At 67.0% G+C, this 21,677-nt stretch carries 18 protein-coding genes and 1 riboswitch; of the genes, 10 read left to right on the forward strand and 8 right to left on the reverse strand.

Going from position 1 to position 21,677, the window contains the following annotated elements; translation table 11 throughout:
• Positions 1 to 57: 57 nt before the first annotated feature.
• Both ABYF38_RS04245 and tadA read right to left on the reverse strand, forming a co-directional pair.
• On the reverse strand, positions 58 to 2,580 hold the full coding sequence (locus ABYF38_RS04245; protein WP_371152898.1) for a cell wall-binding repeat-containing protein: 2,523 nt from the start codon (positions 2,578 to 2,580) through the stop codon (positions 58 to 60).
• A gap of 734 nt (positions 2,581 to 3,314) precedes the next feature.
• The gene (gene tadA, locus ABYF38_RS04250) at positions 3,315 to 3,776 is read right to left on the reverse strand and encodes a tRNA adenosine(34) deaminase TadA (protein ID WP_371152899.1); all 462 of its coding nucleotides are present in this window, start codon (positions 3,774 to 3,776) and stop codon (positions 3,315 to 3,317) included.
• Between the two features lie 201 nt (positions 3,777 to 3,977).
• Here tadA and upp point away from each other — a divergent pair, with 201 nt between their 5' ends.
• A complete protein-coding gene (upp, locus tag ABYF38_RS04255; RefSeq protein ID WP_371152900.1) occupies positions 3,978 to 4,619 on the forward strand; it encodes a uracil phosphoribosyltransferase in 642 nt (213 codons plus the stop codon).
• Between the two features lie 183 nt (positions 4,620 to 4,802).
• Here the strand turns inward: upp and ABYF38_RS04260 are convergent, their stop codons facing one another.
• The 3 genes from ABYF38_RS04260 to ABYF38_RS04270 all read right to left on the reverse strand — a co-directional run bounded on the left by ABYF38_RS04260 (position 4,803) and on the right by ABYF38_RS04270 (position 7,701).
• Positions 4,803 to 5,687 (reverse strand): MetQ/NlpA family ABC transporter substrate-binding protein, encoded by an 885-nt coding sequence (locus ABYF38_RS04260; protein ID WP_371152902.1) that lies wholly within the window; start codon positions 5,685 to 5,687, stop codon positions 4,803 to 4,805.
• A gap of 233 nt (positions 5,688 to 5,920) precedes the next feature.
• Complete coding sequence (locus ABYF38_RS04265) at positions 5,921 to 6,697, reverse strand: methionine ABC transporter permease (protein WP_371152903.1); 777 nt, start codon at positions 6,695 to 6,697, stop codon at positions 5,921 to 5,923.
• Entirely contained in the window at positions 6,694 to 7,701 is a 1,008-nt protein-coding gene (locus tag ABYF38_RS04270; RefSeq protein WP_371152904.1) for a methionine ABC transporter ATP-binding protein, read from the reverse strand. Before ABYF38_RS04270 ends, ABYF38_RS04265 begins: the two co-directional genes overlap by 4 nt.
• 4 nt (positions 7,702 to 7,705) lie before the next feature.
• Positions 7,706 to 7,799: riboswitch (SAM riboswitch) on the reverse strand.
• 151 nt (positions 7,800 to 7,950) lie between these two features.
• Here ABYF38_RS04270 and ABYF38_RS04275 point away from each other — a divergent pair.
• The 8 genes from ABYF38_RS04275 to ABYF38_RS04310 all read left to right on the forward strand — a co-directional run bounded on the left by ABYF38_RS04275 (position 7,951) and on the right by ABYF38_RS04310 (position 15,891).
• The gene (locus ABYF38_RS04275) at positions 7,951 to 9,024 is read left to right on the forward strand and encodes an alpha/beta hydrolase (protein WP_371152905.1); all 1,074 of its coding nucleotides are present in this window, start codon (positions 7,951 to 7,953) and stop codon (positions 9,022 to 9,024) included.
• A 72-nt stretch (positions 9,025 to 9,096) separates the two neighbouring features.
• Positions 9,097 to 10,221 carry a hypothetical protein gene (locus ABYF38_RS04280; protein WP_371152906.1) on the forward strand — a complete coding sequence of 375 codons (1,125 nt, stop codon included), beginning with the start codon at positions 9,097 to 9,099 and terminating at the stop codon, positions 10,219 to 10,221.
• 361 nt (positions 10,222 to 10,582) lie between these two features.
• Complete coding sequence (locus tag ABYF38_RS04285; RefSeq protein ID WP_371152907.1) at positions 10,583 to 12,610, forward strand: glucose PTS transporter subunit IIA; 2,028 nt, start codon at positions 10,583 to 10,585, stop codon at positions 12,608 to 12,610.
• Positions 12,611 to 12,681: 71 nt separating this feature from the next.
• Entirely contained in the window at positions 12,682 to 13,653 is a 972-nt protein-coding gene (locus ABYF38_RS04290) for a PRD domain-containing protein (RefSeq protein WP_371152908.1), read from the forward strand.
• A gap of 9 nt (positions 13,654 to 13,662) precedes the next feature.
• Positions 13,663 to 14,163, forward strand: a complete 501-nt coding sequence (locus ABYF38_RS04295; RefSeq protein ID WP_371152909.1) for a hypothetical protein — start codon at positions 13,663 to 13,665, stop codon at positions 14,161 to 14,163.
• A gap of 62 nt (positions 14,164 to 14,225) precedes the next feature.
• The gene (locus tag ABYF38_RS04300; protein ID WP_371152910.1) at positions 14,226 to 14,795 is read left to right on the forward strand and encodes a PIN domain-containing protein; all 570 of its coding nucleotides are present in this window, start codon (positions 14,226 to 14,228) and stop codon (positions 14,793 to 14,795) included.
• 104 nt (positions 14,796 to 14,899) lie between these two features.
• Positions 14,900 to 15,331, forward strand: coding sequence for a helix-turn-helix domain-containing protein (locus ABYF38_RS04305; RefSeq protein WP_371152911.1), 432 nt, complete (start codon positions 14,900 to 14,902; stop codon positions 15,329 to 15,331).
• Positions 15,332 to 15,333: 2 nt separating this feature from the next.
• Complete coding sequence (locus ABYF38_RS04310) at positions 15,334 to 15,891, forward strand: PIN domain-containing protein (protein WP_371152912.1); 558 nt, start codon at positions 15,334 to 15,336, stop codon at positions 15,889 to 15,891.
• Between the two features lie 28 nt (positions 15,892 to 15,919).
• Here ABYF38_RS04310 and ABYF38_RS04315 read toward each other — a convergent pair whose 3' ends face one another.
• The 3 genes from ABYF38_RS04315 to ABYF38_RS04325 all read right to left on the reverse strand — a co-directional run bounded on the left by ABYF38_RS04315 (position 15,920) and on the right by ABYF38_RS04325 (position 20,110).
• Positions 15,920 to 16,288, reverse strand: coding sequence for a PH domain-containing protein (locus ABYF38_RS04315; RefSeq protein WP_371152913.1), 369 nt, complete (start codon positions 16,286 to 16,288; stop codon positions 15,920 to 15,922).
• A gap of 227 nt (positions 16,289 to 16,515) precedes the next feature.
• Positions 16,516 to 18,552: an AMP-dependent synthetase/ligase gene (locus ABYF38_RS04320; RefSeq protein WP_371152914.1), complete on the reverse strand. Its 2,037-nt coding sequence runs from the start codon at positions 18,550 to 18,552 to the stop codon at positions 16,516 to 16,518.
• A gap of 310 nt (positions 18,553 to 18,862) precedes the next feature.
• Entirely contained in the window at positions 18,863 to 20,110 is a 1,248-nt protein-coding gene (locus tag ABYF38_RS04325; protein ID WP_371152915.1) for an ATP-binding protein, read from the reverse strand.
• Between the two features lie 521 nt (positions 20,111 to 20,631).
• Between ABYF38_RS04325 and ABYF38_RS04330 the strand changes: the two genes are divergently transcribed.
• Positions 20,632 to 21,582 (forward strand): Abi family protein, encoded by a 951-nt coding sequence (locus ABYF38_RS04330; RefSeq protein ID WP_371152916.1) that lies wholly within the window; start codon positions 20,632 to 20,634, stop codon positions 21,580 to 21,582.
• Positions 21,583 to 21,677: the final 95 nt, after the last annotated feature.

The raw sequence follows: 21,677 nt of genomic DNA on the forward strand, positions 1-21,677 counted from the left end.
TTCCAGCCCGCGCGGGCCACCTGCCCGCCACCACCCACCTGGACAGATTTATCTCATCTATCGGACGTGGCTGAGCACCTGCTGGTCGCTGAGGGAGCGCGGCCCTCCCACCACCGTCAGCGAGTCCACGTCCAGCTCTCGGCCCAGCACCCGCGCGTGCGCCGACGCCCCGCCGGTGGGCACCAGCAGCAAGACACCCTGCCGATTGGCCGCCAGCGCCCCGGCGGTGAGGGCATCGGGGAAGTTGTCCCCAGTCGCCGCCACCACGCTGTCCTGCGAGCTAAACGCGCGAGCCAGCGAAGCCGCAGTCTCATACCTGTCGTACCCGACCACCGGCTTCAAACCATCCCAGTTGAAGGCCGCCCTGTAGGCTCCCCCACCCACCGAGTAGCGCTCCGCCTGCAGCAGCGCCAGGTCTTGCACCGCAGCAGGGGTTTGGTCCAGCCAGGCGCCGTCAACCAGCTCCGCGCGGGTAAGCAACACGATCCCACGCCGCTGGCCGGCGGCAGCGCCGGCGGCCAGCGCGTCCGGGAATGCCTCGTGGTCAGCCATGAGCGCCACCCGGTTGAAGCCGCGCCCCCGCAGGTGCTTACCCACCGCCACCGAGGTGGCGAAACGGTCCGCCCCGCCCAGGCGGCTCACCTGCAGCCCGCGAGCGCGTAGCTCCTCCTCCTTGGCCCGGCTGATTGAGCCGGTCGAGCCGACGATGAGAACGCTGGTGACACCCCCGTACTCCAGGGCCTGCACCACCGCGCCCTCCAGGCGCGCACTGGCGTTGCAGGTGAGCAGGATGCCGGTGCCGTAGCTCGCCGCGAGCGGCGCGGCCACCACCGCGTCGGCAAAGTTGTCCCCGCTCACCAGCACCACGTGGCGGGACTGCTCCCGGTAGCCGGACTGGCGGTATACCGCAGCGGCGGTGTCCACGCGGGAGGCCCCGCCCATGCGGCTAATGGCCGGGTGACCCGCGCCCCCGGTGGGACGCCCGGGGAACTTGGCCGCCGCGTCGTTACTGCCCCAGGTGGACTCGTAGTAGGTCTTGACCCACTGCGCCCCGGAGTGCGCGTAGGCCGGCACGGTGGGGTCTGCGCCGCTCACCCACTGCCAGCCGGGCGGCAGCAGCCAGTCAATCGAGGTGGTGCAGCCGGCGTGGTTCAGGTAGCAGCGCCGCACGTTGAACACCACCGGCGCCCCCAGCTCCTCCACCCGATTCTGCCAACCGGAGGGGTGGAAGAAGTAGGTCTGGCCGTCCTGCACCGCGGCGGCCCAGCGCCCGTCCGGGTCGGTGGAGGACAAGATGGTGGCGGAAACCAGCGGGGAGCGCCCCTCGCATGCGCCGCTTTCCCAGCCCGGCCCAAAATCGAAACCCAGCTTTTCCCGGTGGTCGTAGACGAAGCGCTTGATCACGCTGGCGGCCACCCAGAACGAGGAGCCGGACTGCGCGTTCTGCGCCAGCAGCAGCTCCCCCTTGGGGCCGTAGAACGCGTTTATCTCTCCACCGCTCATCACGCCGACGATCTGGTTGCCGTCCGCCACCGCCGGGCCCCCGGAGTCACCCTGGATGTTTTGCGCGCTCCAGCCCTGGGCATCAATGCCGGCGCCGTGCCCGGTCAACATCAAGTCGCCGCAGAACACCGAGGGCTGGGAGATGTAGCCAGAGACGGCCATCTTGCCGACGTTGCGGCGCAGCTTGCCGGTGTTCGGCTTCGACTTGTCCGCGCCGTAGCCGAAGGACTCGAACTGCTTGCCACGCCCCGGCTCCTGCGCGGCCACCTGCCACGGGGCGCGGGGGACAAAGCTCTGCAGTTCCACCAAGGCCAGGTCGCTGTTCTTGTCGACGATGATGTTCCTGCCCTGGTAGGCCTGCCCGGTGCCGTCCACGCTCGGGTAGAAGTAGAGGGACTCCGGGTCGGTGGTGATGCGCGGGTCGTAGGCGTGGTCGTCGTCCACGAAGCAGTGGCGGGCAGAGAGCACCCACTTGCTCTGCGACTCCCCGGCCCTGCCGATCAGGGTGCCGGTACAAAAACCCTGACTGCCGTCGATCTGCTTCTTGATCACGCCCACCGGGCGATCATTGTCACCGTCGTTGCTGGCGCCCTGATCCAGCAGGTCGGGCCGCCTGGGCTCCTGCGTCGGCTCCTCCGCCGGTTCCTGCACGGGCTCGTGCCCGGGTGCCAGCCCCGGTGCGAGCTCCGGTGCATTGGCGCTCTCCCGCGCCGCCTCCTGCAACGCCTCATCCACCGGTTCGAGTCCCGGCTCCTCCGCCGGTTCCTGCGCGGACTCTAGTTCTGGCTCATCCGCCGGCCCCTGCGAACGCTCGCGCACCGGCGCCCCCGCCTGGCTTCGCCCCAGCTCATCCTCTGGCTGCTGTGCAGGCTCGCGCACCGGCGCCCCCGCCGACTCCAGGACCGGCTGGTCGACCGCGCCCACCTCGGCGCCCGTCTCAAGTCCTGCCTTAGCCTCTCCGCCGGCGCCGGGCAGCCCCAACTGCCCCTGCTGCGAATCGGTGGCGAGGGCCGCAGCGGGCAGCAACAGGCTCAGGACGATTGCGGTTGCTAGCGCGCTCGCAACAGTTCTCTTCACGGCGTGCCCCTTTGGCGGAAGACGGCTCCATTTGCAGCGACAGGGCACCAAATTGCCCACATCGCTTTCATTATTCGCGCAGCCCGGAGCGCCCGAATATAGGTTCGGCTCGCCTGTGGATAACTAGATCTGCACAGATAGATAGTTGGTTCGGCGGCGGCACCGGTACCTGCATGCGCGCCACTGGCTATTCCCAAACGAGGTCATTGAGCATCGGGCCGGCTCGCCCCCGGGCAGGCCGTGGGGCGAAGACGCCGGGCGGTGGGCAGGGGGCGGCTTGGCGCCCCCGAGCGCACAAGCGTGCGGTCGGGGTACATCCGACCGACCGGTGCCATGGCCCCAAGCGGTCACATGTACCCCGTTGCAGCATTTGCGAGCTTGGGGGACAGTGAGCGCGGCCAGCCCGGCCGAGTCCGCCTAGGCCGAGTCCGCCCCGGCCATGCCCAGGGCCATACCCAGGGCCAGGCGGCGGGCTGCCGCCGGAGGGTCCTTGCGCAAACGATCGAGGGCTTAGTGCACCTCTCGTAGGGTTGGCCCAGCAGTCGTGGGCTTAGTGAACCAGTCGTAGGCCTACCCGAGCCGGTAACCCCTCAATAGGTGCACCAAACCCGCAACAGCTGCACCAAACCCGCAAAAGGTCTACAAACCCCACGACAGCTTGCGCAGCACCCACCGTCACGTCCCGCGCGCGCCAGCGTCTGCGCAGATCCGCAATGCCCCAGGGAATTGGGGCTTTAGCGCTGCCCGCCAAAGAATGAGGCCATGAGGGCGGCAGCGTCGTCCCCTAGTACGCCTCCCACCACCTGGCATTGGTGGTTCAGGCGGGAGTCGCGCACCACGTCCCGCATCGAGCCGCACGCCCCGGTCTTGGGCTCCCACGCCCCGAAGACCACCCGCCGCACTCGCGCCAGCACTGCCGCCCCGGCGCACATGGTGCAGGGCTCCACGCTCACCACCAAGGTGGCGTCCTCTAGGCGCCAGCTTCCCCGCGCCCGGCCCGCCGCCCGCAGCGCCAGGATCTCGGCGTGGGCGGTGGGGTCCCCGTCCGCCTCGCGCCGGTTGTAGCCCTCCCCCAGCACGGTGCCGTCCGGGGCGATCACCACCGCGCCGATGGGCACGTCACCAGCCCGGCCGGCGCGCCTGGCCAGCTCCAGTGCGCGACGCATCGCCTCTATCTCTGCGGGAGTGGGGATCACGACGCCCAGCCTAGCCGCCCCCTTCGCCGCACCACCCTCCCGACCGCCCCCTTCGCCACACCGCCCTCCCGACCGCCCCCTTCGCCGCACCACCCTCCCGACCACCCCACACCCCGCTACCCCACCACCTCCGCCCGCGATTGGGCGAAAACGGGACCAAGGTGGATGCGAAGTGCCCGCCGGGCAAGGTAGGTTCGACCTATGCGCTTGCACGTCGCGGACCACCCGCTTATCGCCCACAAGGTCACCGTTTTGCGTGACGCCACCACTCCCTCGCCGATCTTCCGGCAGCTCACCGACGAGCTGGTGACGCTGTTGGCCTACGAGGCCACTCGGGATATCCGCACGGTCGAGGTGGATGTTGTTACCCCCGTTGCCCCCGCGCGCGGCACCTACCTGGCGGAGCCGCGCCCGATGGTCGTGCCGATTCTGCGGGCCGGCCTGGGCATGCTGGATGGCATGACCCGGATCATGCCGACCGCCGAGGTCGGTTTCCTGGGGATGAAGCGTGACGAGGACTCGCTGGAGATCGAGACCTACGCCAACCGCCTGCCGCAGGACCTCTCGGGGCGGCAGTGCTTCATCCTGGACCCGATGCTGGCCACCGGTCACACCCTGATCGCGGCCATCAACTACCTGCTGGAGCGCGGCGCCACCGACGTGACGGCGATCTGCCTGATTGCCGCCCCGGAGGGCCTGGCCGCCCTGGAGGAGGCCATCGGGGAGCGCGCCAACGTCACCATCGTGTGCGCCTCCCTGGACGAGCGCCTCAACGAGCACGCCTACATCGTGCCCGGCCTGGGCGATGCCGGTGACCGTCTCTACGGCGTGGTTGACCTGTAGTTTTCTCGCCCGGCGGTGGCCGACGCTGCCGCCCTACCGCCCCGCCTAGCCCGGCCGATTCCCGCACCGCCGCACCGCCGCAATAACTGGGCGCGGGAGGGGCAAAACGCCGGTGGGGGTGAGCAGTTCAGCTTTTGAACTGCTCACCCCCACCGGCCTTTGTTTTGGGTCAGCCCGGGCCTATCAGAAGGCCGGGATGACGGAGCCGTCAGTCCAGGTGGACTCGATGAACTCCTTGACCTCCGGGGAGGTCAGCAGCTCCTGCAGCTTCAGCAGGGCGGCGTTGTCCTTGTCAGCGGTGCGCACGACCAGCAGGTTGGCGTACGGGGAGCCGGTACCGGCCTCGAGCAGCAGGGCATCCTTGGAGGGCACCTTTCCGGCCTCGATGGCGTAGTTGCCGTTGATGACGGCGGCGTCCACGTCGGCCAGGGCGCGCGCGGTCTGGGCGCCGTCCACCAGCACGAACTCGAAGTTCTTCGGATTGGCGGTCACGTCCAGGTCGGAGGGCAGCTCAACGTCGGCCAGCTCGATGAGCTTGTTCTCAGCCAGCAGCTTCAGGGCGCGGGCGGTGTTGGCCGGGTCGTTGTTCAGGGCGATGCGGGCGCCGTTGGGCAGCTCCTCGACGCTCTTGTACTTGTCGGAGTAGAAGCCGAGCGGCTCGATGTGCACGCCGGGCAGGAACTCGGTGAAGTCGTAGCCCTTGTCCGCCTCCTGCTGCTTGAGGAAGTTCGGGGTCTGGAAGTAGTTGGCGGCCAGGTCGCCGCTCTCCAGGGTGGAGTTGGGCAGCTGGTAGTCGCTGAACTCCACCACGTCCAGGTTCAGGTTGGCGCCGGCGGCCAGGTGCTCCTGCACGAACTGCAGCACCTGGGCGTGCGGCACGGGGGAGACGCCGATGGTGATGGTGGCGACGCCGTCTTCCACGGTGATGCCGTCGGTGACCACTTCCTCGGTGAAGCCGCTGCCGGCGGGGGCGGAGGCGCCGGCGGGCTTGGAGGTGTCGGTGGAGCAGCCGGCCAGTGCCAGCACGGCGGAGGCGACTACGGCGGTGATGACGCGAGAAGTGCGCATTTTGAGGGGTCCTTTCTTGGAGGTCCGGCTGGGCCGGTGGGCTTTACGCCCGGCAGGGGGACGGGGAGTTTCCCGTTCCCGCCCGAGGTCTTTTGTTCTTCTTCCCCGCGCGGCGGCGGGTGTGGTTTTCCGGGAGGGAGTGGCAGCGCTGCTGCCTGGCCGCTGGGCCCTGGCGCGTGGCTGCCGGTGGAAGCCTGGAAACAGTTGGATCTGTTGCTCCGGCGGGTGGCTGCTTACCGGTGGTCCACCCACCGGCTGAGCATGTCTCCCACCCACTGGATGAGCTGGACGATCACCACGATAACCACGATCGCGGCCACCATGACGGGGGTGTTGTAGCGGTTGTAGCCGTACAGGATGGCCAGGTTGCCCAGGCCGCCGGCGCCCACGGTGCCGGCCATGGCGGAGTAGCTGACCAGGGTCACGGCGGTGACGGTGATCTGCTGGATCAGCGTGGGCAGGGCCTCTCGCACCTGCACGCCCCACATGATCTGCAGACGGGTGGCGCCCATCATCTGGGCGGCCTCGATCTTGCCGCTCTCCACGCCCAGGATGGCGCTCTCAGCCAGGCGGGCGAAGAAGGGGATCGCGCCGATAGACAGGGGCACGGAGGCGGGCAGCCAGCCCAGGGTGTCCCCCACCAGCCAGCGCGTGAAGGGGATGAGGGCGATCAGCAGGATGATGAACGGCACCGAGCGGCCCACGTTCACGATCGCGGACAGCACGGCGTTGACCACCCGGTTGGGGCGCAGGCCACGAGAGGCCGTGGCCACCAGGGCGATGCCCAGCGGCAGGCCCACCAGGACCGCCACGAGCGTGGACAGGCCGGTCATCTGCAGGGTCTCCACCACGGCGGGCCACAACTTCTTGCGGATCACCGGGCTGCTGACGAGCTCCTCGAAGAAGGACTTGTCCCTGCCAGCCAGGGCAACGCCCGCCTGCGCGGCCAGGCCGTTACCCGCCTGCGCCACTGCGCCGGGCAGACCCGCAATCACACTCAACACGCTCATCGTGCCCGCACCTCCGCGTCGATGCCGGCGTCCTGCAGGGCCCGCACCAGCTCGTGCGGGTCGCGCCCGCCGCAGGTCAGGGCGAGGCGGCCGATCTGGGCCTGGCCTACGGTCTCAAACACGCCGGCGGCAACGTCGGCCCCCAAAGAGGCGATCAGCGCCATGACGCGCGAACCGGTGGGCTCGCCGGGGTGGGAGGAGAAGGCGATGTCAACGATCGTGCCGGCGTCCTTCGCCACGGCGGGCGGTGGCACCAGCTCGCGGGACAGGCGCGAGGACGGGCGGCTGAGCACCTCCTCCAGGGTGCCGTGCTCGCTGACGCGACCGGCCTCCAACAGGGTGACCGAGTCACACACCGAGCGCACCACGCTCATCTCGTGGGTGATGATCACGACGGTCACGCCCAGGCGGTCGCGCACGTCCTTGATGAGGGAGAGCACCTGGCGGGTGGTCTCGGAATCGAGGGCGGAGGTGGGCTCGTCGCACAGCAGCACGGCGGGCTCGTCGGCCAGGGCACGGGCGATGCCCACGCGCTGCTTCTGGCCGCCGGACAACTCGGAGGGGTAGTGGTGGCCACGCCCCTCCAGGCCCACCACGGCCAGCAGGCGATCCACGCGGGCCTTTGCCTTCTCTCCCTTCACGCCCGCCAGGTTGAGCGGGTAGGCGATGTTCGCGGCGGCCGTGCGGGCGTCCAGCAGGTTGGCGTGCTGGAAGACCATGCCGATGTTGCGGCGCGCGGCGCGCAGCTCCTTGGAGCTGAGGGCGGCGATGTTCTGCCCGTCCACCAGCACCTCGCCGGAGGTGGGGGTCTCCAGGGCGGTCAGGCAGCGCACCAGGGTGGACTTGCCCGCCCCGGACTGGCCCACGATCCCGTGGATCGCGCCGCGCGGCACGGTGAGGGAGACGCCGTCCAGGGCGTTTACCTGCTTGCCGCCGGTCACGTAGGTCTTGACCACGTCGCGCAGCTCGATCGCTACCTCGGCGTGCTTAGCCCTCTTGGTCACTGTTCCTCCATCGGTCCTGGCGGAAGCACCCTCACCCGCAAGCAGGGGGTTGCTGCAGCGTCGTAGAGCCAGGTCTCTGGTGCTGCTCTGGATGGTTGCGAACACGATAAGCAATGCCCGCTTTGCCGGTCAACGCAAGTAGGGGTGCTACTGCTCACGCCCCCTGTTTCAGATTGATAACGGCCGCGCGGCCGGCAGCGGCGAGGCGCACAATTGCCCCCTAGAGGCAACGCGCAAAGGAGAGGCGAAATGCTTGGCACGGTCGTGGACGACGAGCTCGGGGTCAACTGGCACGCCACCACCTTCGCCGTGCGGCCCCACCGTGGCGTGCCCGGCCAGAACGTGGCGGTCCTAGTACACCGCCCCGGCACCCTGGGGACTAGGCACGGTTTGGACGACGCTGCCGCCGGCACCGCCCCTAGCACCGGCGCGGTTTTCGACGCGGCCGCAGGGGACGTCGGCCATCCCTTCCCCACAGAATGCGGCAGGCGGGCCGTGCTGTACGTCCACGGCTTCCAGGACTACTTTTTCCACCCCCACCTGGCCAGGGCCTGGGAGGAGGCCGGCTTCACGTTCTTCGCGCTGGACCTGCGCGGCTGCGGGCGGGCGTGGGACGGCGCCGCAGAGGTGGGGCGGGTGGACGACCTGCGCGCCTACGGCGATGACCTGATGCGGGCGGTGCACATGATCCGCAGCGCCGGCGCCCAACAGGTGGTCATCAACGCCCACTCCATGGGCGCGCTGCTGGTGAGCGTGTGGACCCACGCCTTCCCCGAGGCGGTGGACGCCCTGGTCCTCAACTCTCCGTGGCTGGACCTCTCCGGCGGCAGGGCCGCCAAGCGGCTCCAGCGCGCGGCCATCCGCGCCACCGCCGCAGTCAACCGGCAAGCCGTGCTGGCGGTGCTGCACGGCACCAACTCCGCCAGCCTCCACTACTCCACCGGCGGGGAATTCAGGTTCTCGCTGGCCCGAAAGATACTCAGCGGCGCGCCAGCCCGGGCCGGATTCCTATCCTCCGTGGTGGCCGCGCAGGACGCCGTGGCGGCCGGGCTCGAATTGCCACTGCCCGTACTGGTCTGCCACTCCGACCAATCCGAGCTCGGCCTGAAAATAGGCAGCCGCAAGGACACCGCAGAAATAGACGCGGACCTGGTGCTGGACGTGGAGGCGATAGCCAAGCGCGCGATGGGGCTGGGCCCCAAGGTGGAAGTCGCGGTGATCCCCGGCGGAAAACACGACCTGGCACTGTCCAGCCCCGAAGTGCGCGCCAACTACTTTGCGCGGATAACCCAATGGGCGAGCGCGGTTTTACCAAAACTCTGAAGCAGCGTATTGGTTCTAGGTCACAACTTGGGGAGTAGTCTTTAAGAGAGACCACCCAAAATGGAGGATCCAATGAGCAACGAGCCCGACCAGCCTCAATTCCCGAACACGCCAGGCGGAGTTCCCTCTGGCCCGGCTGACATGAGCCAGGCCTCGGCCCCGCAGGCGGCAGACTTCGGCACGCCGGCGCAGCCGGCCAGCCCGGTAGGCGCCGCTCCCACCGACGCCACCATGGCCTACCCGTCCACGCCCCAGCCCTACGGCCAGGGCGGCTACGGCGCCCAGCCTGGCTATGGTCAGGCCGACGCCTCCTACGGCCAGAGCGCCTACGGCACCCCCGGCACCCAGCCCGCCGCCTACGGCGCCCCGGCCGCCTACGGCCAGGGCGGCTACGGTGCCCAGCCCGGCTACGGTCAGGCCGACGCCTCCTACGGCCAGAGCGCCTACGGCACCCCCGGCACCCAGCCCGCCGCCTACGGCACCCCGGCCGCCTACGGCCAGGGCGGCTACCCGGGTGCCCAGCCCGCCTACGGCGCCCCGCAGGGCCCGGGTGGCACCGGCGGCTCCGGCAAGTCCAACACCGGCATGATCCTGGGCATCGCGGGCGGTGTGGCCGCGCTGCTGATCGGCCTGCTGGTCTACTTCCTGTTCTTCGGCGGCGACGACAACAAGGGCAAGGACACCCCCAGCCCGAAGCCCACCGCCACCGCCCCCGCCACCACGGAGCCCACGCAGGAGGAAACCGCCCAGCCCACCGAGGCCCCCGGCGGCAGCCCCGAACAAGAAGCCATCAAGATCGCCTCTGACGCGAAGTCAGCCAAGTGGGGCGAGACCGTTGACATGGGTAACAAGATCTTGGTGACCGTCTCTGAGCCCAAGGAATACACGGTGGGCAAGTACGCCACCGATCCGGTCTACCCGGGCCAGGACCGCCCCCTAGAGGTCACGGTGACCATCAAGAACGACACCTCCAGCAAGTTTGACACCATCGAGCTGGACCTCGACATGGTCACCGAAGGCAAGAAGGCAGACGGCATCGTTGACTTGGACGACCCGGACCTGGACTTCATCCCGATGGACACGATCGAGCCCGGCGCCACCATCACCTACAAGCTGGCCTTCTGGGTGACCCCCGGCAAGCCGGTGCAGTTCTACGTCGACAACTGGCTGGACGACCACCGGGTGCTCTTCGAGTAAACCCGGCTCTCCCCCAGAGTTGAGGTGGGGGTGGCGGCGCCGTACCGGCCCCGCCACCCCCAGCCCGCCTTTCGGGCCGGGGCGGGCCGCGAACCGGCACCTCCCCAACTCCTTGCCCACCGACAAGCTGGGTGGTAGCCTGGCAACATAAACGGCCGAAAGGCTGCAGGGTTGTTACTCCGCTGAGCAATCAATACGAGGCAAGACCTGAGACGCACTCGCGTGCGCTCTCAGGTCTTTTTTTTCTCCGTTGAGCTGCTCAAGCCCAAACAGCACTGAACGCGGTAAGGAGCCGCGGCGGTGACCTCCCCGGGTCCGTCCCCGGAGTAACAACCCTGCTCTACCCTCAAGGAGGACGACGGTGTCTGAACTCGAGACCGCCAAGGCCATCTTGGCCCACGTTGGCGGCGCTGAAAACATCACGAGCCTGACGCACTGCGCCACGCGCCTGCGTTTCGAGCTCCGTGACGCATCCCTAGTAGACCAGGGCAAGCTGGACTCCACCCCCGGTGTGCTGGCCGCTGTGCCCCAGTCCGGCGACCGCCTCCAGGTGGTCATCGGTGGCGCGGTCCAAAGCGTCTTCAACCAGCTGGTCGCACTGCCCGGTGTCAGCAAGTCCGCACACTCCGGTGACCAGAGCGACGCTGACGTCAAGGCCGCTGCCCGCGCCAAGGCGCGCGGCAAGTCCGCCATCCTGGACTCGTTCTTCGAGTACCTGTCTGATTCGTTCCGCCCGATCCTGGGCGTGCTGCTGGGTGCGTCCCTGATCATCGCCTCCGCTGCGGTGCTGGACGCCCTGCACATCGTGGACTTCCGCGACCCCGCCAAGGGCGCCACCTGGGTGTTCATCGACGCTATGTGGCGCGCGGTGTTCTACTTCCTGCCGATCATGGTTGCCTACAACGCCTCCAAGAAGCTCAACGTTGACCCGTGGGTGGGTGCCGCCGTCATGGGTGCGCTCATGACCCCCGAGTTCCAGAGCCTGGTCAACCCGGACCGCTTCCCCGGCACCACCTGTGTCCCCAACGAGGTCCTGCACGGCGAGCTGCAGTGCACCACCGAGATCTGGGGCCTGCCGATGCAGCTCAACGGCTACGGCGGCAACGTCTTCGTGCCGTTGATGATGGTGGCCATCTTGGGCCTGCTCTACAAGGGCCTGAAGAAGGTCATCCCGAACAACGTGCAGATGGTGTTCCTGCCCTTCATCTCGCTGGCCGTGATGATCCCGCTGACCGCCTTCATCATCGGCCCCTCCGGCGTGTGGCTGGGTAACGGCCTGGGCACCGGCCTGGCCTGGATGAACGCCAACGCCCCATTCGTGTTCGCCATCCTGATCCCGATGCTCTACCCGTTCCTGGTGCCGCTGGGCCTGCACTGGCCGCTCAACGCCCTCATGCTGGTCAACATCGACACCCTGGGCTTCGACTTCATCCAGGGCCCGATGGGTGCGTGGAACTTCGCCTGCTTCGGCGCCACCGCCGGTGTGCTCTACCTGTCCATGCGTGAGAAGGACGTCCAGATGCGCCAGACCGCCACCGGTGCCCTGGCTGCCGGTCTGTTCGGTGGTATCTCCGAGCCGTCCCTCTACGGTATTCACCTGCGCTTCAAGAAGGTCTACTCCCGCATGCTGATCGGCTGTTTCGCGGGTGGTCTGACCATCGCCCTGCTGGGCCTGCCCTTCGAGGGCGTGAAGACCAACGCCTTCGCGTTCACCTCGCTGCTGACCATCCCCGTGTTCTCCCCGATGTGGGTTTACGGCATCGCCATCGCCGTCGCGTTCTTCACCGCGATGATCCTGATCATCGTGATGGACTACCGCACCCCGGAGGAGAAGGCCGCTGCCCTGGCGAAGGTGGCCGACGCTGCCGCCCCGGCCGCCGCTCCGGTTGCCGCGCCGCTGTCCGCCGGCGGTGCCGCCACCGCGACCATGGTTGCCACCACCTCCGTGGGCGCCCCCGTGGCCGGCCGCGTGATGAGCCTGGAGGAGTGCGGCGACAAGGTCTTCGCCTCCAAGGCCTTGGGTGAGGGCGTGGCCATCGAGCCCGTCTCCACCAAGGTGGTTTCCCCGGTCTCCGGCACCATCGCCACCGCGGCGAAGTCCGGTCACGCCTTCGGCATCAAGACCGACGACGGCGTGGAGGTGCTGGTGCACGTGGGCATCGACACGGTCAAGCTGCAGGGTGAGGGCTTCGCCGTGGCCGTGCAGCGCGGCCAGCGCGTCGAGGCCGGCGACCTGCTGGTCACCGCCGACTTCGAGGCCATCGAGCGTGCCGGCTACCCGACCACCACGATCATGACCGTCACCAACACCGCTGCGCTGTCCCAGGTGACCCCCCTGGTGGGTGGCAGCGTGGACGCGGGTGACCCGGTCCTGAAGGTGGCTCGATAACCGAGCCCGTCCCGGGGGTGGCGCGCCCATTTGGGTGCGCCACCCCCGGTCCTTTGCGTAGATTGACTCTCATGGAAAGAAGGACGCAGGCGCCGATGGAGCTTCTGCGCGTCTTCAACAACAACGTGGTCCTTGCCCGCGACCCCTCCGTTGGGGGACTCGAGGTGATCCTGACCGGGCGAGGGTTGGGATTCGGGCTCAAACCCGGGCAAACGATCGACCCCGCCAAGGTGGTGCGCAAGTTCGTGCCCGAAGACGGTCGCGACCCCGACCACATGGGCCAGCTGCTCGCGGACATCTCCCCCGAGCAGATCTCCCTGGTGGGAGAGGCCATGGCCCGGGCCGGCCTGCCCGAGAGCCTGACCAGCTCCGTCACCCTGGTCATGGCGCTGGCCGACCACATCTCCTTCGCCATCAAACGCATCGAGGCCGGCATCGAGTTCGAGTACCCGATCAGCACCGAGGTGCAGTCCCTCTACTCCGAGGAGTACTCCCAGGCTGTGGCCCTGTTGGCCGCCCTCAATGAGCAGCTGGGCGGTGTGCTCCCCCTTGGCGAGGCCACCGCCTTCACCCTCCACCTGGTCAACGCCGGCTTCTCCACCGGCGACCTCAGCTACACCTACACCATGACCGGCGTGATCCAGCAGATGCTGGCCGTGGTGGAGCAGGCATTCGGCTCCCTGCCCAGCCCCGGCCCGGCCGCCACGCCGGGCGAGCGCGGCCGCGCAAAGGAGTGGGCGGCAGCGTCGGCCCCCCAAGCCGCCACTGTCTCCGTCTCCGAAGGCCGCTTCATCACCCACGTCCGCTACCTGTTCGTGCGCATCGGGCAAGGCAAGCAGCTAGTGGAGAAGGCCAGCAGCATCGGCAAGGCCATCCGCGAGGCCTACCCGCGCGCCCACCAGTGCGCCCTCAAACTCGCCAGCCTGATCGAGCTGCGCCTGGGCGCCCGCCTCACCAACGACGAGGTTGCCTACCTGACCCTCCACGTGGCCCGCCTGGCCGACGACCGCGGCCACAACCAAACTCACTCCCCCAGCTTCTAGGCTCTCTCCGTGACTCACAACCAAAACCCCGCCCCGTTCGTGCCCGCACCTGGCCCTGTTCCCGGCCCGCACGTGCCGCCTGCAGCGCAAATGCCACCCGCAGCTCCGCTGCCTCCGGGGGCGGCCCACATGCCTCAGGGCGCGGCCATGGCTCCGGGGGCGGCCCACATGCCTGCCTTCCCCGGCGCGCAAGGCTCCCTGGCGGGCGGGCAGGCCGCCCCCACACCCGCACCCACACCCGGCGCCCCAGGCGCACCCAGCGGGCAGGATTTTGCTCGCTACCAGCCCACCGCGCCCAGCACTGGTGACACCGTCGACACGGGTTGGGTGACCACCAAGGGCAGCAGCTCGGGACGCCTACAAAAGGAGTGGCACATGACCGTCTACCGGGAGTGGCCAATCCCCGAGGGCCTAAAGTGGGTGCCCACCGCGTGGAAGTGGTTCTACTACATCCTGATGACCACAGTCTTCGCAGTGTCCTTCTACTACGGGATCTACCTGCGCTTTTGAGACCCACCGGCCTGACCGCCTGCCACACTGACGTAAAAAAGCAGCAGCGAGAGCCAATTGTGGTGCTTGACTCCTGCGTGCTCGCGCCAGAGGTTTTGCGATACCTGCTGTTGGGGTGCGCCCGAGCCGGGCTGTTCCAGCCCCGCTGGACCCTGCGGATCGCCGGGGAGGTGACTGCCACCGTGCGGCGCGCGCACCTGGGCGATCCGCAACAGGTGCACGCCGAGCTGATCGAATGGGGATCCAGCGTACTCGTGCACGACTACGAGGCCTTGGAGCCCGGGATCGGGCTGACCGACCCCGCCGACCGCCACGTGGTCGCCGCCGCCATCAACTGCGGGGCCCAGGTGATCGTCACCGCCAACACCAGGGACTTCCCCGCGCACGTGCTCACCCGGCGCGGCCTGCTCGCCCAGACACCAGACGATTTCCTGTCCTCCCTGGCCACCCCGCCGGGCGGTGCGGGGGCGGAGGGGCGGGCGGCAACGTCGGCCAATGCAGCCGCAACGATTGCCGAACTCGCTCGCGGCCTGGCCGGCGCGCGCGGGTGGAGCCAGAAGGAACTGGGGCTGGCACTACAAAGGTCCGGCCTACCGGCCCTGGCCCGTCGCCTCCGCGCGGCTACGGAATGAGCGCCACCCGGCCCGCGCAAAATCGTGAATCTCGTTACGGAGACATGGCCCTCAAGACGTGGCACACTGAAGCCACGGTTTCGATTATTTCGATTGGAGGAGACATGTCGCCGCTCGTTTCTTGCCCCGACGCCCAGCTCGCCTCCCAGGCCCTCGGAATCATCAGCGCTCGCCTCCAGACTGAGGAGGGCAACCTGACTCTCGACGTTGAGGGCAGCAAGGACAGGCTCACCCTGCCCCGCTCCGCTGCGGAACTCTTGTGCCGCGTCCTTGCCCACCTGGCTAACGGTGACCCCGTGTCCGTGGTGCCCGCCCACAAGGAGATGACCACACAAGAAGCCGCCAACTACCTAAACATCTCTAGGCCCACCCTGATCAAGCTGTTGGAGACCGAGAAGATCCCCCACCGCAAGGTGGGAACCCACCGCCGCATCCGGTTCTCAGACCTGCACGACTTCAAGAAGGCCGACGACGCCGAGCGGCGCGCTGCGGCTGACGAGCTCACAGCTCTAACCGAGGAGTTGGGTCTCTACTGAGCATGGGATTCACGGTCATCTACGACGCAAACGTCTTGTACCCGAACACGACCCGAGACGTTCTAGTTCGGGTGGCCCAAGCGGGGCTAGTGCAGGCGAAGTGGACGAAGCGGATACTCACAGAGATGACCGACGCCCTGCGGCGCAACAGACCCAACATCACGAAGGAGAAGGCGACCCGGCTTGAGTCACTAATGTGCGAGGCCGTACGGGACTGCCTAGTGGAGGGATACGAATCCCTCGAAGGCGCCCTGGTCTTGCCCGATCCTGACGACCGCCACGTCCTTGCAGCGGCGATCCGCTGCGGCGCGCAGGTCATAGTGACAAACAACGTCGCAGATTTTCCCGCCGATCAGCTCAGCCAGTTTGGCATCGAGGCAAAGACCGCTGACGCGTTCATTCTCGATCAGATCTACCTTGCCCGCGATTCCCTCGTGAGCATCGTGGCTCAGATCGCCGCAAGCAGGAAGAAGCCGCCGCAGGACGTCAACGACGTGCTCGATTCGCTCCAGAAGGACGGACAACTACTCTCTGCGGCGGCACTGCGCGTCATTCACTAAGCCCATCCCACGGGAAGCCTGCGCGCGGCTACGGGATGAGCGCCACCCGGCTGATCAAGAGGTCCAGCTCGCGCACGTCGACGCGGTCACCCAGCTTCAGCTTGATCTGGCCAGCGCGCGTCCACAGCTCCATCTCCGTGTTCGCGCCCAAGAAGCCGGCCGTCTCAGACGACCACATGTTGATCGAGCGGTACGGCAGCGAATACATCTCCACCTTCTTGCCCGTGATCCCCTGGGAGTCCCGCACGATCAGGCGCAGGTTGGTGAACACGGCCGCATCCCGCAGCGTCTTGAAGGCCCGCACCGGCACCTCGCCCTCAATCAGGATCTCGGGCAGGTCCTTGGGGAAGGGGCACTCCTCGATCAGGGTCCACTCCACTACTGCTGCCGGTTCCATCGCTTCTCCTCGCTGCGTTGCGGTTTCGCCGTTCAGGCTACGCGCCGGCCCGCCCCTTGTCAGCGCCTTAGCGCCCTCTTGTTGCCCCACCCCCGCCGCGTGAAACACCATTTTTCACGCAGGGGCGTGGGGTACGACGCCGCCGCCCCACCTCCCCTCCCCTGCGGCCGCCACGCAGGGCGGGCAGGGAATCGGGGCGGCGGGGCGGCAGCGTCGGCCCTCCTGGCCTACTCCTCCTCGCCGGCGGGGCGAACCGGGCCGCCGTAAATCTCATCCACCTGGGCGGCGAAGCGGGCGATGACCTCCGCGCGCTTGACCTTCAGGGAGGGGGTGAGCAGGCCGTTGGCCTCGGTGAAGTCCGTGGTGAGGACCTTGATCTTGCGGATCGCCTCCGCGCGCGAGACGTGCCTGTTGGCGCGCTCCACTGCGCGGTCCAGGGCGGCCAGCACCTCCGGGTGGGTAGCGGCCTCCGTGACCGGCATGGCGGGCAGGGCGTGGTTCTTCAGCCAGCCCGGCAGCATCTCCTCATCCAGGGTCACCAGGGCGGCGACGAACGGACGCTGGTCGCCCACCACCACGACCTGGCTGATCAGCGGGTGGCCGCGCAGCGGGTCCTCCAGGGCCGCCGGGGCCACGTTCTTGCCGCCCGCCGTGACGATGATTTCCTTGGCGCGGCCCGTAATGCGCACGTAGCCGTCGGAGTCCAGAGAGCCCAGGTCGCCCGTGCGGAACCAGCCGTCCTCGGTGAACGCGGCCGCCGTGGCCTCCGGGGCGTTGTGGTAGCCCTGGAACACCGAGGGGCCCTTGATGAGGATCTCGCCGTCGTCACTAATGCGCACCTGCAGCGGCGGCAGCGCCGGACCCACCGTGCCGATCTTGGAAAGCGTGGGCGTGTTCACCGACAGCGGGCCCACCGTCTCCGTCAGCCCGTAGCCCTCCAAGACCGGCAAGCCCAAGCCCGTGTAGAAGTGCGCCAGACGCGTGGACAGCGGCGCACCACCGGAGATGATGAAGCCCGCGTTGCCGCCCACCAGGGCACGGATCTTGGCGTACACCAGGCGGTCGGCGATGGCACGCTGGAGCCGCAAGGAAGCAGGGGCCGGGCCCTTCTCCAGCGCCCGCGAGTACGCGATCGCCACCTTGGCCGACCAACGGAACAGCTTCTGCTTCAACCCGCCACCGGTCTTCGCGTCGGCCGAGTTGTAGATCTTCTCCAGCACCCGCGGCACCGCCAGCAGGTAGGAGGGCTTGAAGGTGGCCAGGTCCGCCAATAGGTTCTTGGTGTCCGGGGTGTGGCCCAAGATGCCCTCGCCGGAGAGCTGGAAGACCTGCAAGAAGCGGGCGAACACATGCGCCAGCGGGAGGAACAGCAGCAGGCGCGAGTCCTGCCCCATCGCCACCTCCGGCATCCACGCGTGGGAGTTGACCGCCAGGTCCGTGAAGTTACCGTGCGTAATCACCGTGCCCTTGGGGCGGCCCGTGGTGCCCGACGTGTAGACGATCGTCGCCAGGCTCGCCGTGGTCAGCGCGGCGGTGCGCTCCGCGACGGCGCCGGGCGGAACGTCGGCCCCCATCGCCTGAATCTGGTCAATCGCGTCCGTGTCCAGGGAGAACAGGTGCGCCTGCGGCAGCCCGGCGGCCTGGCAGGCGGCGCGCGCCAACTCCAGCTGCGTGGTGGTCTCCGTAACCACGGCGCGCACGTCCGCGTCCCGCACGATGTACTCGATCTGCTCCCCCGACGAGGTCTCATAGATCGGCACCGGCACCAGGCCCGCCGCCCAACACGAGTAGTCCAGGAGTGTCCACTCGTAGCGGGTGCGCGACATGATCGCCACCCGCGCCCCCGCCTCCAGGCCCAGCCCGATCAGGCCGGCTGCCGTGCACTCCACCTCCTCACTGAACTGCGCGGCCGTGAGGTAACGCCAGTTCGTGCCCAGCGCGTCCTTCACCGCCAGCAGCGGGCGGTCCGCGCTGCGCTCCACGCGCGCCGCCAACAGCGAGGGGATCGTGGTGCGCTCGGTGACCTCCACCAGGCGCGGGGCAGTCCACTGGATCACGCGGCCGTCGGCGGCGCGGGTCGGTTCGCCGACGTTCCCGCGCGGCCCCTGCGCGCGTTGGGGGTTTGCGGCGGGGTGGGGCGCGGCAGGGGCGGGGGTGGGTGTGCCGGGGGTGGGGTGATCGCCCGAGGTGGGGGTGGTGGCCGGGCGGTCGGCGGGGTTGCTGGCGGGTTGGCTGGCGGGTTGGCTGGCGGGGGCCGGGTTCATTCTTGAGTCCTTAGTTTGTGGGGCGCGGCAAGCTACTGATAGCGGGCCGCTATGCACCTTACTCCCGTGAGTGGGCGAGGTGGGGGACTCAGGAACGTGGGCGGGAAATGGCGGCTGGCGCATTGGGACCCCAATTCATTCCAAATTTGGACCACCTAGACCTTATGCACTCGACCTAGACCTTGCGTGGTGCTCTACGGTCTAGGTCGGCTGCACAAGGTCTAGGCCGTACGAATTTGAACCACCCGGTGCGTCCCTGCAGGGATGGGGTGCACCCCACGAAAGGCGCTGCCTCCACGCAGTCCGGCTCTCACGGGCCGAGCAACGCCAGGGGCACTACAGCGACTCCATCCGGGCGGCGGTAGGCGACTGGGCCTGTGTTGACAACCATCAGATCAACTACGCGACCAGGCATCTGCTCACGCAACCACAACAGGTGACGAACGTCAGCATCGGTAACGGCACCAGAGAGCTTCACCTCAACCCCGATCACCTGTCCCTCTGCCCCCTCGACGATCAAGTCGACTTCCCGATCTCCTCCAAACAGGCGAAGGTGCGCGACAGTCGCTTCTGCGGCCTGCGCCATTACACGCACTCCCAAAGCAACTAGCGACTCAAAGAGCGGTCCCACCATGTGCGCTCCACCTGCAGAGACCAACGTCGCCTCAGTCAGGCCTAACAGCCTTACCGCTAGGGCAGGGTCGGCAAGCTGATGCTTTGGCCCCTGCTGTAGGCGCTTGAACGGATTGTTGCTAGGCAGCCAGCCCGGGATGGGATCGAGAAGCCATAGTCGTGCCAGGTGCTCCCTGTAATGCTCGGTTGTGGCCTTGGAGGGTTGACTCCCATCCCCGCCGGTGGTTGCGTCAAGAATCTTTGAGTAAGAGGTGGTCGTGGAAGACGCTGCAGCGTAAGCAGCTAGCCATCTGCGAAGAACCTCAGGACGGCGCACGTCATATCCCTGGTCGGGGAGGTCTCGATCGATCACCCTTTGCAGGTAGGAGTCCAGCAGCGCCCGCCTGGCCCTGGGGCTTGCACCCATGATGCCTGGCAAGCCACTCGAAACGATTGCCCGCGCGTAGTCAGCTAGCTCGAATCTGCAGGCGCCTGTCACCTCCCTGTCTCCATTCAAAAGGGCAGAGAGAGAAACCGCGGGCGTGCAAAGACCCCGCTCATGCAGCGCCATGGGCCGCATCCGCAAGGAGAGAATTCTCCCCGCACCCGAATGCGTACCGACGGAATCGACCGGCGTAGCAGAGCCAGTGAGTAGAAAACGCCCGGGAGGGGCACCGCTGTCCACACTCCGCCGCACCGCGTCCCAAACCTGCGGCAAGCGCTGCCACTCGTCTATTAGCGCCGTACCTGACGCGAGCGTGGAGAGCGAAAAGTCAGCCCGCACAACCTCCAGCTGGGCTGGGTCGTCCAACTGCCAAACCGAATCAGCGCGCCGACTAGCCGTGGCAGTCTTCCCTACGCCCTTGGGGCCGTCCAATGCGATCGCGGGGACCTCAGCCAGAAGCTGGTCCAACTCGGCATCCACCGTGCGTGGCAGGTACTCCATGAGACCAGACCCTACCCTACTAGCCCATTCACGGCAGTTGAACTAGTCCATCCACGGGCGACGAATTAGTCCGTTCACGACCCCGCTACTATCTCATCCACGGACCATGAACTAGCCCATTCACGGCCAATATGTTCGGCCCGACGCCCGTCCGAAGGATCGTTAGGACATGCCCCGCCGCTCCAAGTCCTTAAGCGTCACGCCGGATTCGTTCTTCCAAGACGTGAGCCCACTGCGCATACCCCTGCGACGAACACGGCTGCACCCGACGGACTTGAGAACAAGAGATCCTCTGAGAGCACCCAGTCCGGCCCGATCTTTGCGGCGTGCTACTGATAGCGGGCCGCTATGCGGTTTACTCCCGGGAATGGGCGAGGTGAGGGACTCGAGCGAGTGGGTGGAGGGATTGCCAACAGCCTCTGCTGCGTGTAGCCTGAGAAGCGATAGATCCCCGATCGGCCTCTTGCCTTAGCGGTAACGCACAAATGATCGGGGCCTTTCATTTCCGCAAAGGAGCGGCAATGGACAAGCAATGGCTAAGCTACACCGAGCAACTCAGACTTTTGACTAAAAGAGGCCTCCACATCGAAGACCCGGCAGAGGCAGAGACATTCCTATCTCGAGTAAGCTACTACAGAGCTTCCGGCTACTTCCGCTTTTGGCAGCGCGATCCCGCTAACGGTGACAATCAATTCATCGAAGGTTCACGCTTTTCAACCATCCGAGACCTATACCAAGCGGAGAACACCCTTGCCCTCACCTGCTCGGAACTGCTGCGCACAGTTGAGATAGTTGCAAGAACACGGTTTGCGCACCACTATTCCGAGCTCGTTTCACCCGTGGGCGGATTCTCGGAAGGCAAGGGATTTACACAGTCAGTCAACCCAAATTCCGAGCCTGTTCAAGAACACGCTCTTCGCGACCTAGGCAGGAGCAAGGAAGGATTCATTCGCCACTACAGAAATCCCATTTCGCCAGACCAGGCGACTGTCGACCCTTACCATAAGATGCCGATTTGGGTAGCAGTAGAGGCATTCTCATTCGGAACACTTTCTCGCTTAGTTGAAGCTTCAGCAGAATCGGGAGTTCGCGATGCCATGGCTGCCTCTCTAAACGTGCCCAAGTCCCTCTTGGCAAGCCAGCTTCGTTCATTCGTCTACCTGCGCAATCGAGTCGCACATGCGTCGCGAATTTGGAATCATTCCGTCCTAGACAAGCCCGGCTTGATTCGAAAGCTCGAACAGAAAACAAAAAAGGCGTACGGACACTACAGCGACCACTCAATCTACAAGATACTTGTAGCACTCGACGAGTTTGCACGTAGAGCCAGCCTGCACTCCACCTGGCTCGCAGACCACATTGAACCCCTTTTGCGTTCTAATCCATTGCTGGAAGCTGGAATAAAGCGCCCATGCAATTTTGGCGAGCTATCCCCCACCCTCCTGGTGCCAGATCAAAAATACACACCATGAGTAACCGCCCTCTGGTCGATTCCTTCAAGAAACAGCTAGATTGACGCTTTTCTCCCATCAAGACCCAGCGCGGCGTTGTCTCAGCAAAGGCAATC

The sequence above is a fragment of the Buchananella sp. 14KM1171 genome (assembly GCF_041380365.1).
Classification (GTDB): domain Bacteria; phylum Actinomycetota; class Actinomycetes; order Actinomycetales; family Actinomycetaceae; genus Buchananella; species Buchananella felis.

What these genes read in the sequence shown, in the direction of transcription:
- ABYF38_RS04290 (WP_371152908.1), top strand. Translation starts at nt 12,682, where the DNA reads ATGGAAAGAAGGACGCAGGCGCCGATGGAGCTTCTGCGCGTCTTCAAC.
- ABYF38_RS04325 (WP_371152915.1), bottom strand. Translation starts at nt 20,110, where the DNA reads ATGGAGTACCTGCCACGCACGGTGGATGCCGAGTTGGACCAGCTTCTG.
- ABYF38_RS04330 (WP_371152916.1), top strand. Translation starts at nt 20,632, where the DNA reads ATGGACAAGCAATGGCTAAGCTACACCGAGCAACTCAGACTTTTGACT.
- ABYF38_RS04310 (WP_371152912.1), top strand. Translation starts at nt 15,334, where the DNA reads ATGGGATTCACGGTCATCTACGACGCAAACGTCTTGTACCCGAACACG.
- ABYF38_RS04265 (WP_371152903.1), bottom strand. Translation starts at nt 6,697, where the DNA reads ATGAGCGTGTTGAGTGTGATTGCGGGTCTGCCCGGCGCAGTGGCGCAG.
- ABYF38_RS04315 (WP_371152913.1), bottom strand. Translation starts at nt 16,288, where the DNA reads ATGGAACCGGCAGCAGTAGTGGAGTGGACCCTGATCGAGGAGTGCCCC.
- ABYF38_RS04275 (WP_371152905.1), top strand. Translation starts at nt 7,951, where the DNA reads ATGCTTGGCACGGTCGTGGACGACGAGCTCGGGGTCAACTGGCACGCC.
- ABYF38_RS04280 (WP_371152906.1), top strand. Translation starts at nt 9,097, where the DNA reads ATGAGCAACGAGCCCGACCAGCCTCAATTCCCGAACACGCCAGGCGGA.
- upp (WP_371152900.1), top strand. Translation starts at nt 3,978, where the DNA reads ATGCGCTTGCACGTCGCGGACCACCCGCTTATCGCCCACAAGGTCACC.
- ABYF38_RS04320 (WP_371152914.1), bottom strand. Translation starts at nt 18,552, where the DNA reads ATGAACCCGGCCCCCGCCAGCCAACCCGCCAGCCAACCCGCCAGCAAC.
- ABYF38_RS04305 (WP_371152911.1), top strand. Translation starts at nt 14,900, where the DNA reads ATGTCGCCGCTCGTTTCTTGCCCCGACGCCCAGCTCGCCTCCCAGGCC.
- ABYF38_RS04260 (WP_371152902.1), bottom strand. Translation starts at nt 5,687, where the DNA reads ATGCGCACTTCTCGCGTCATCACCGCCGTAGTCGCCTCCGCCGTGCTG.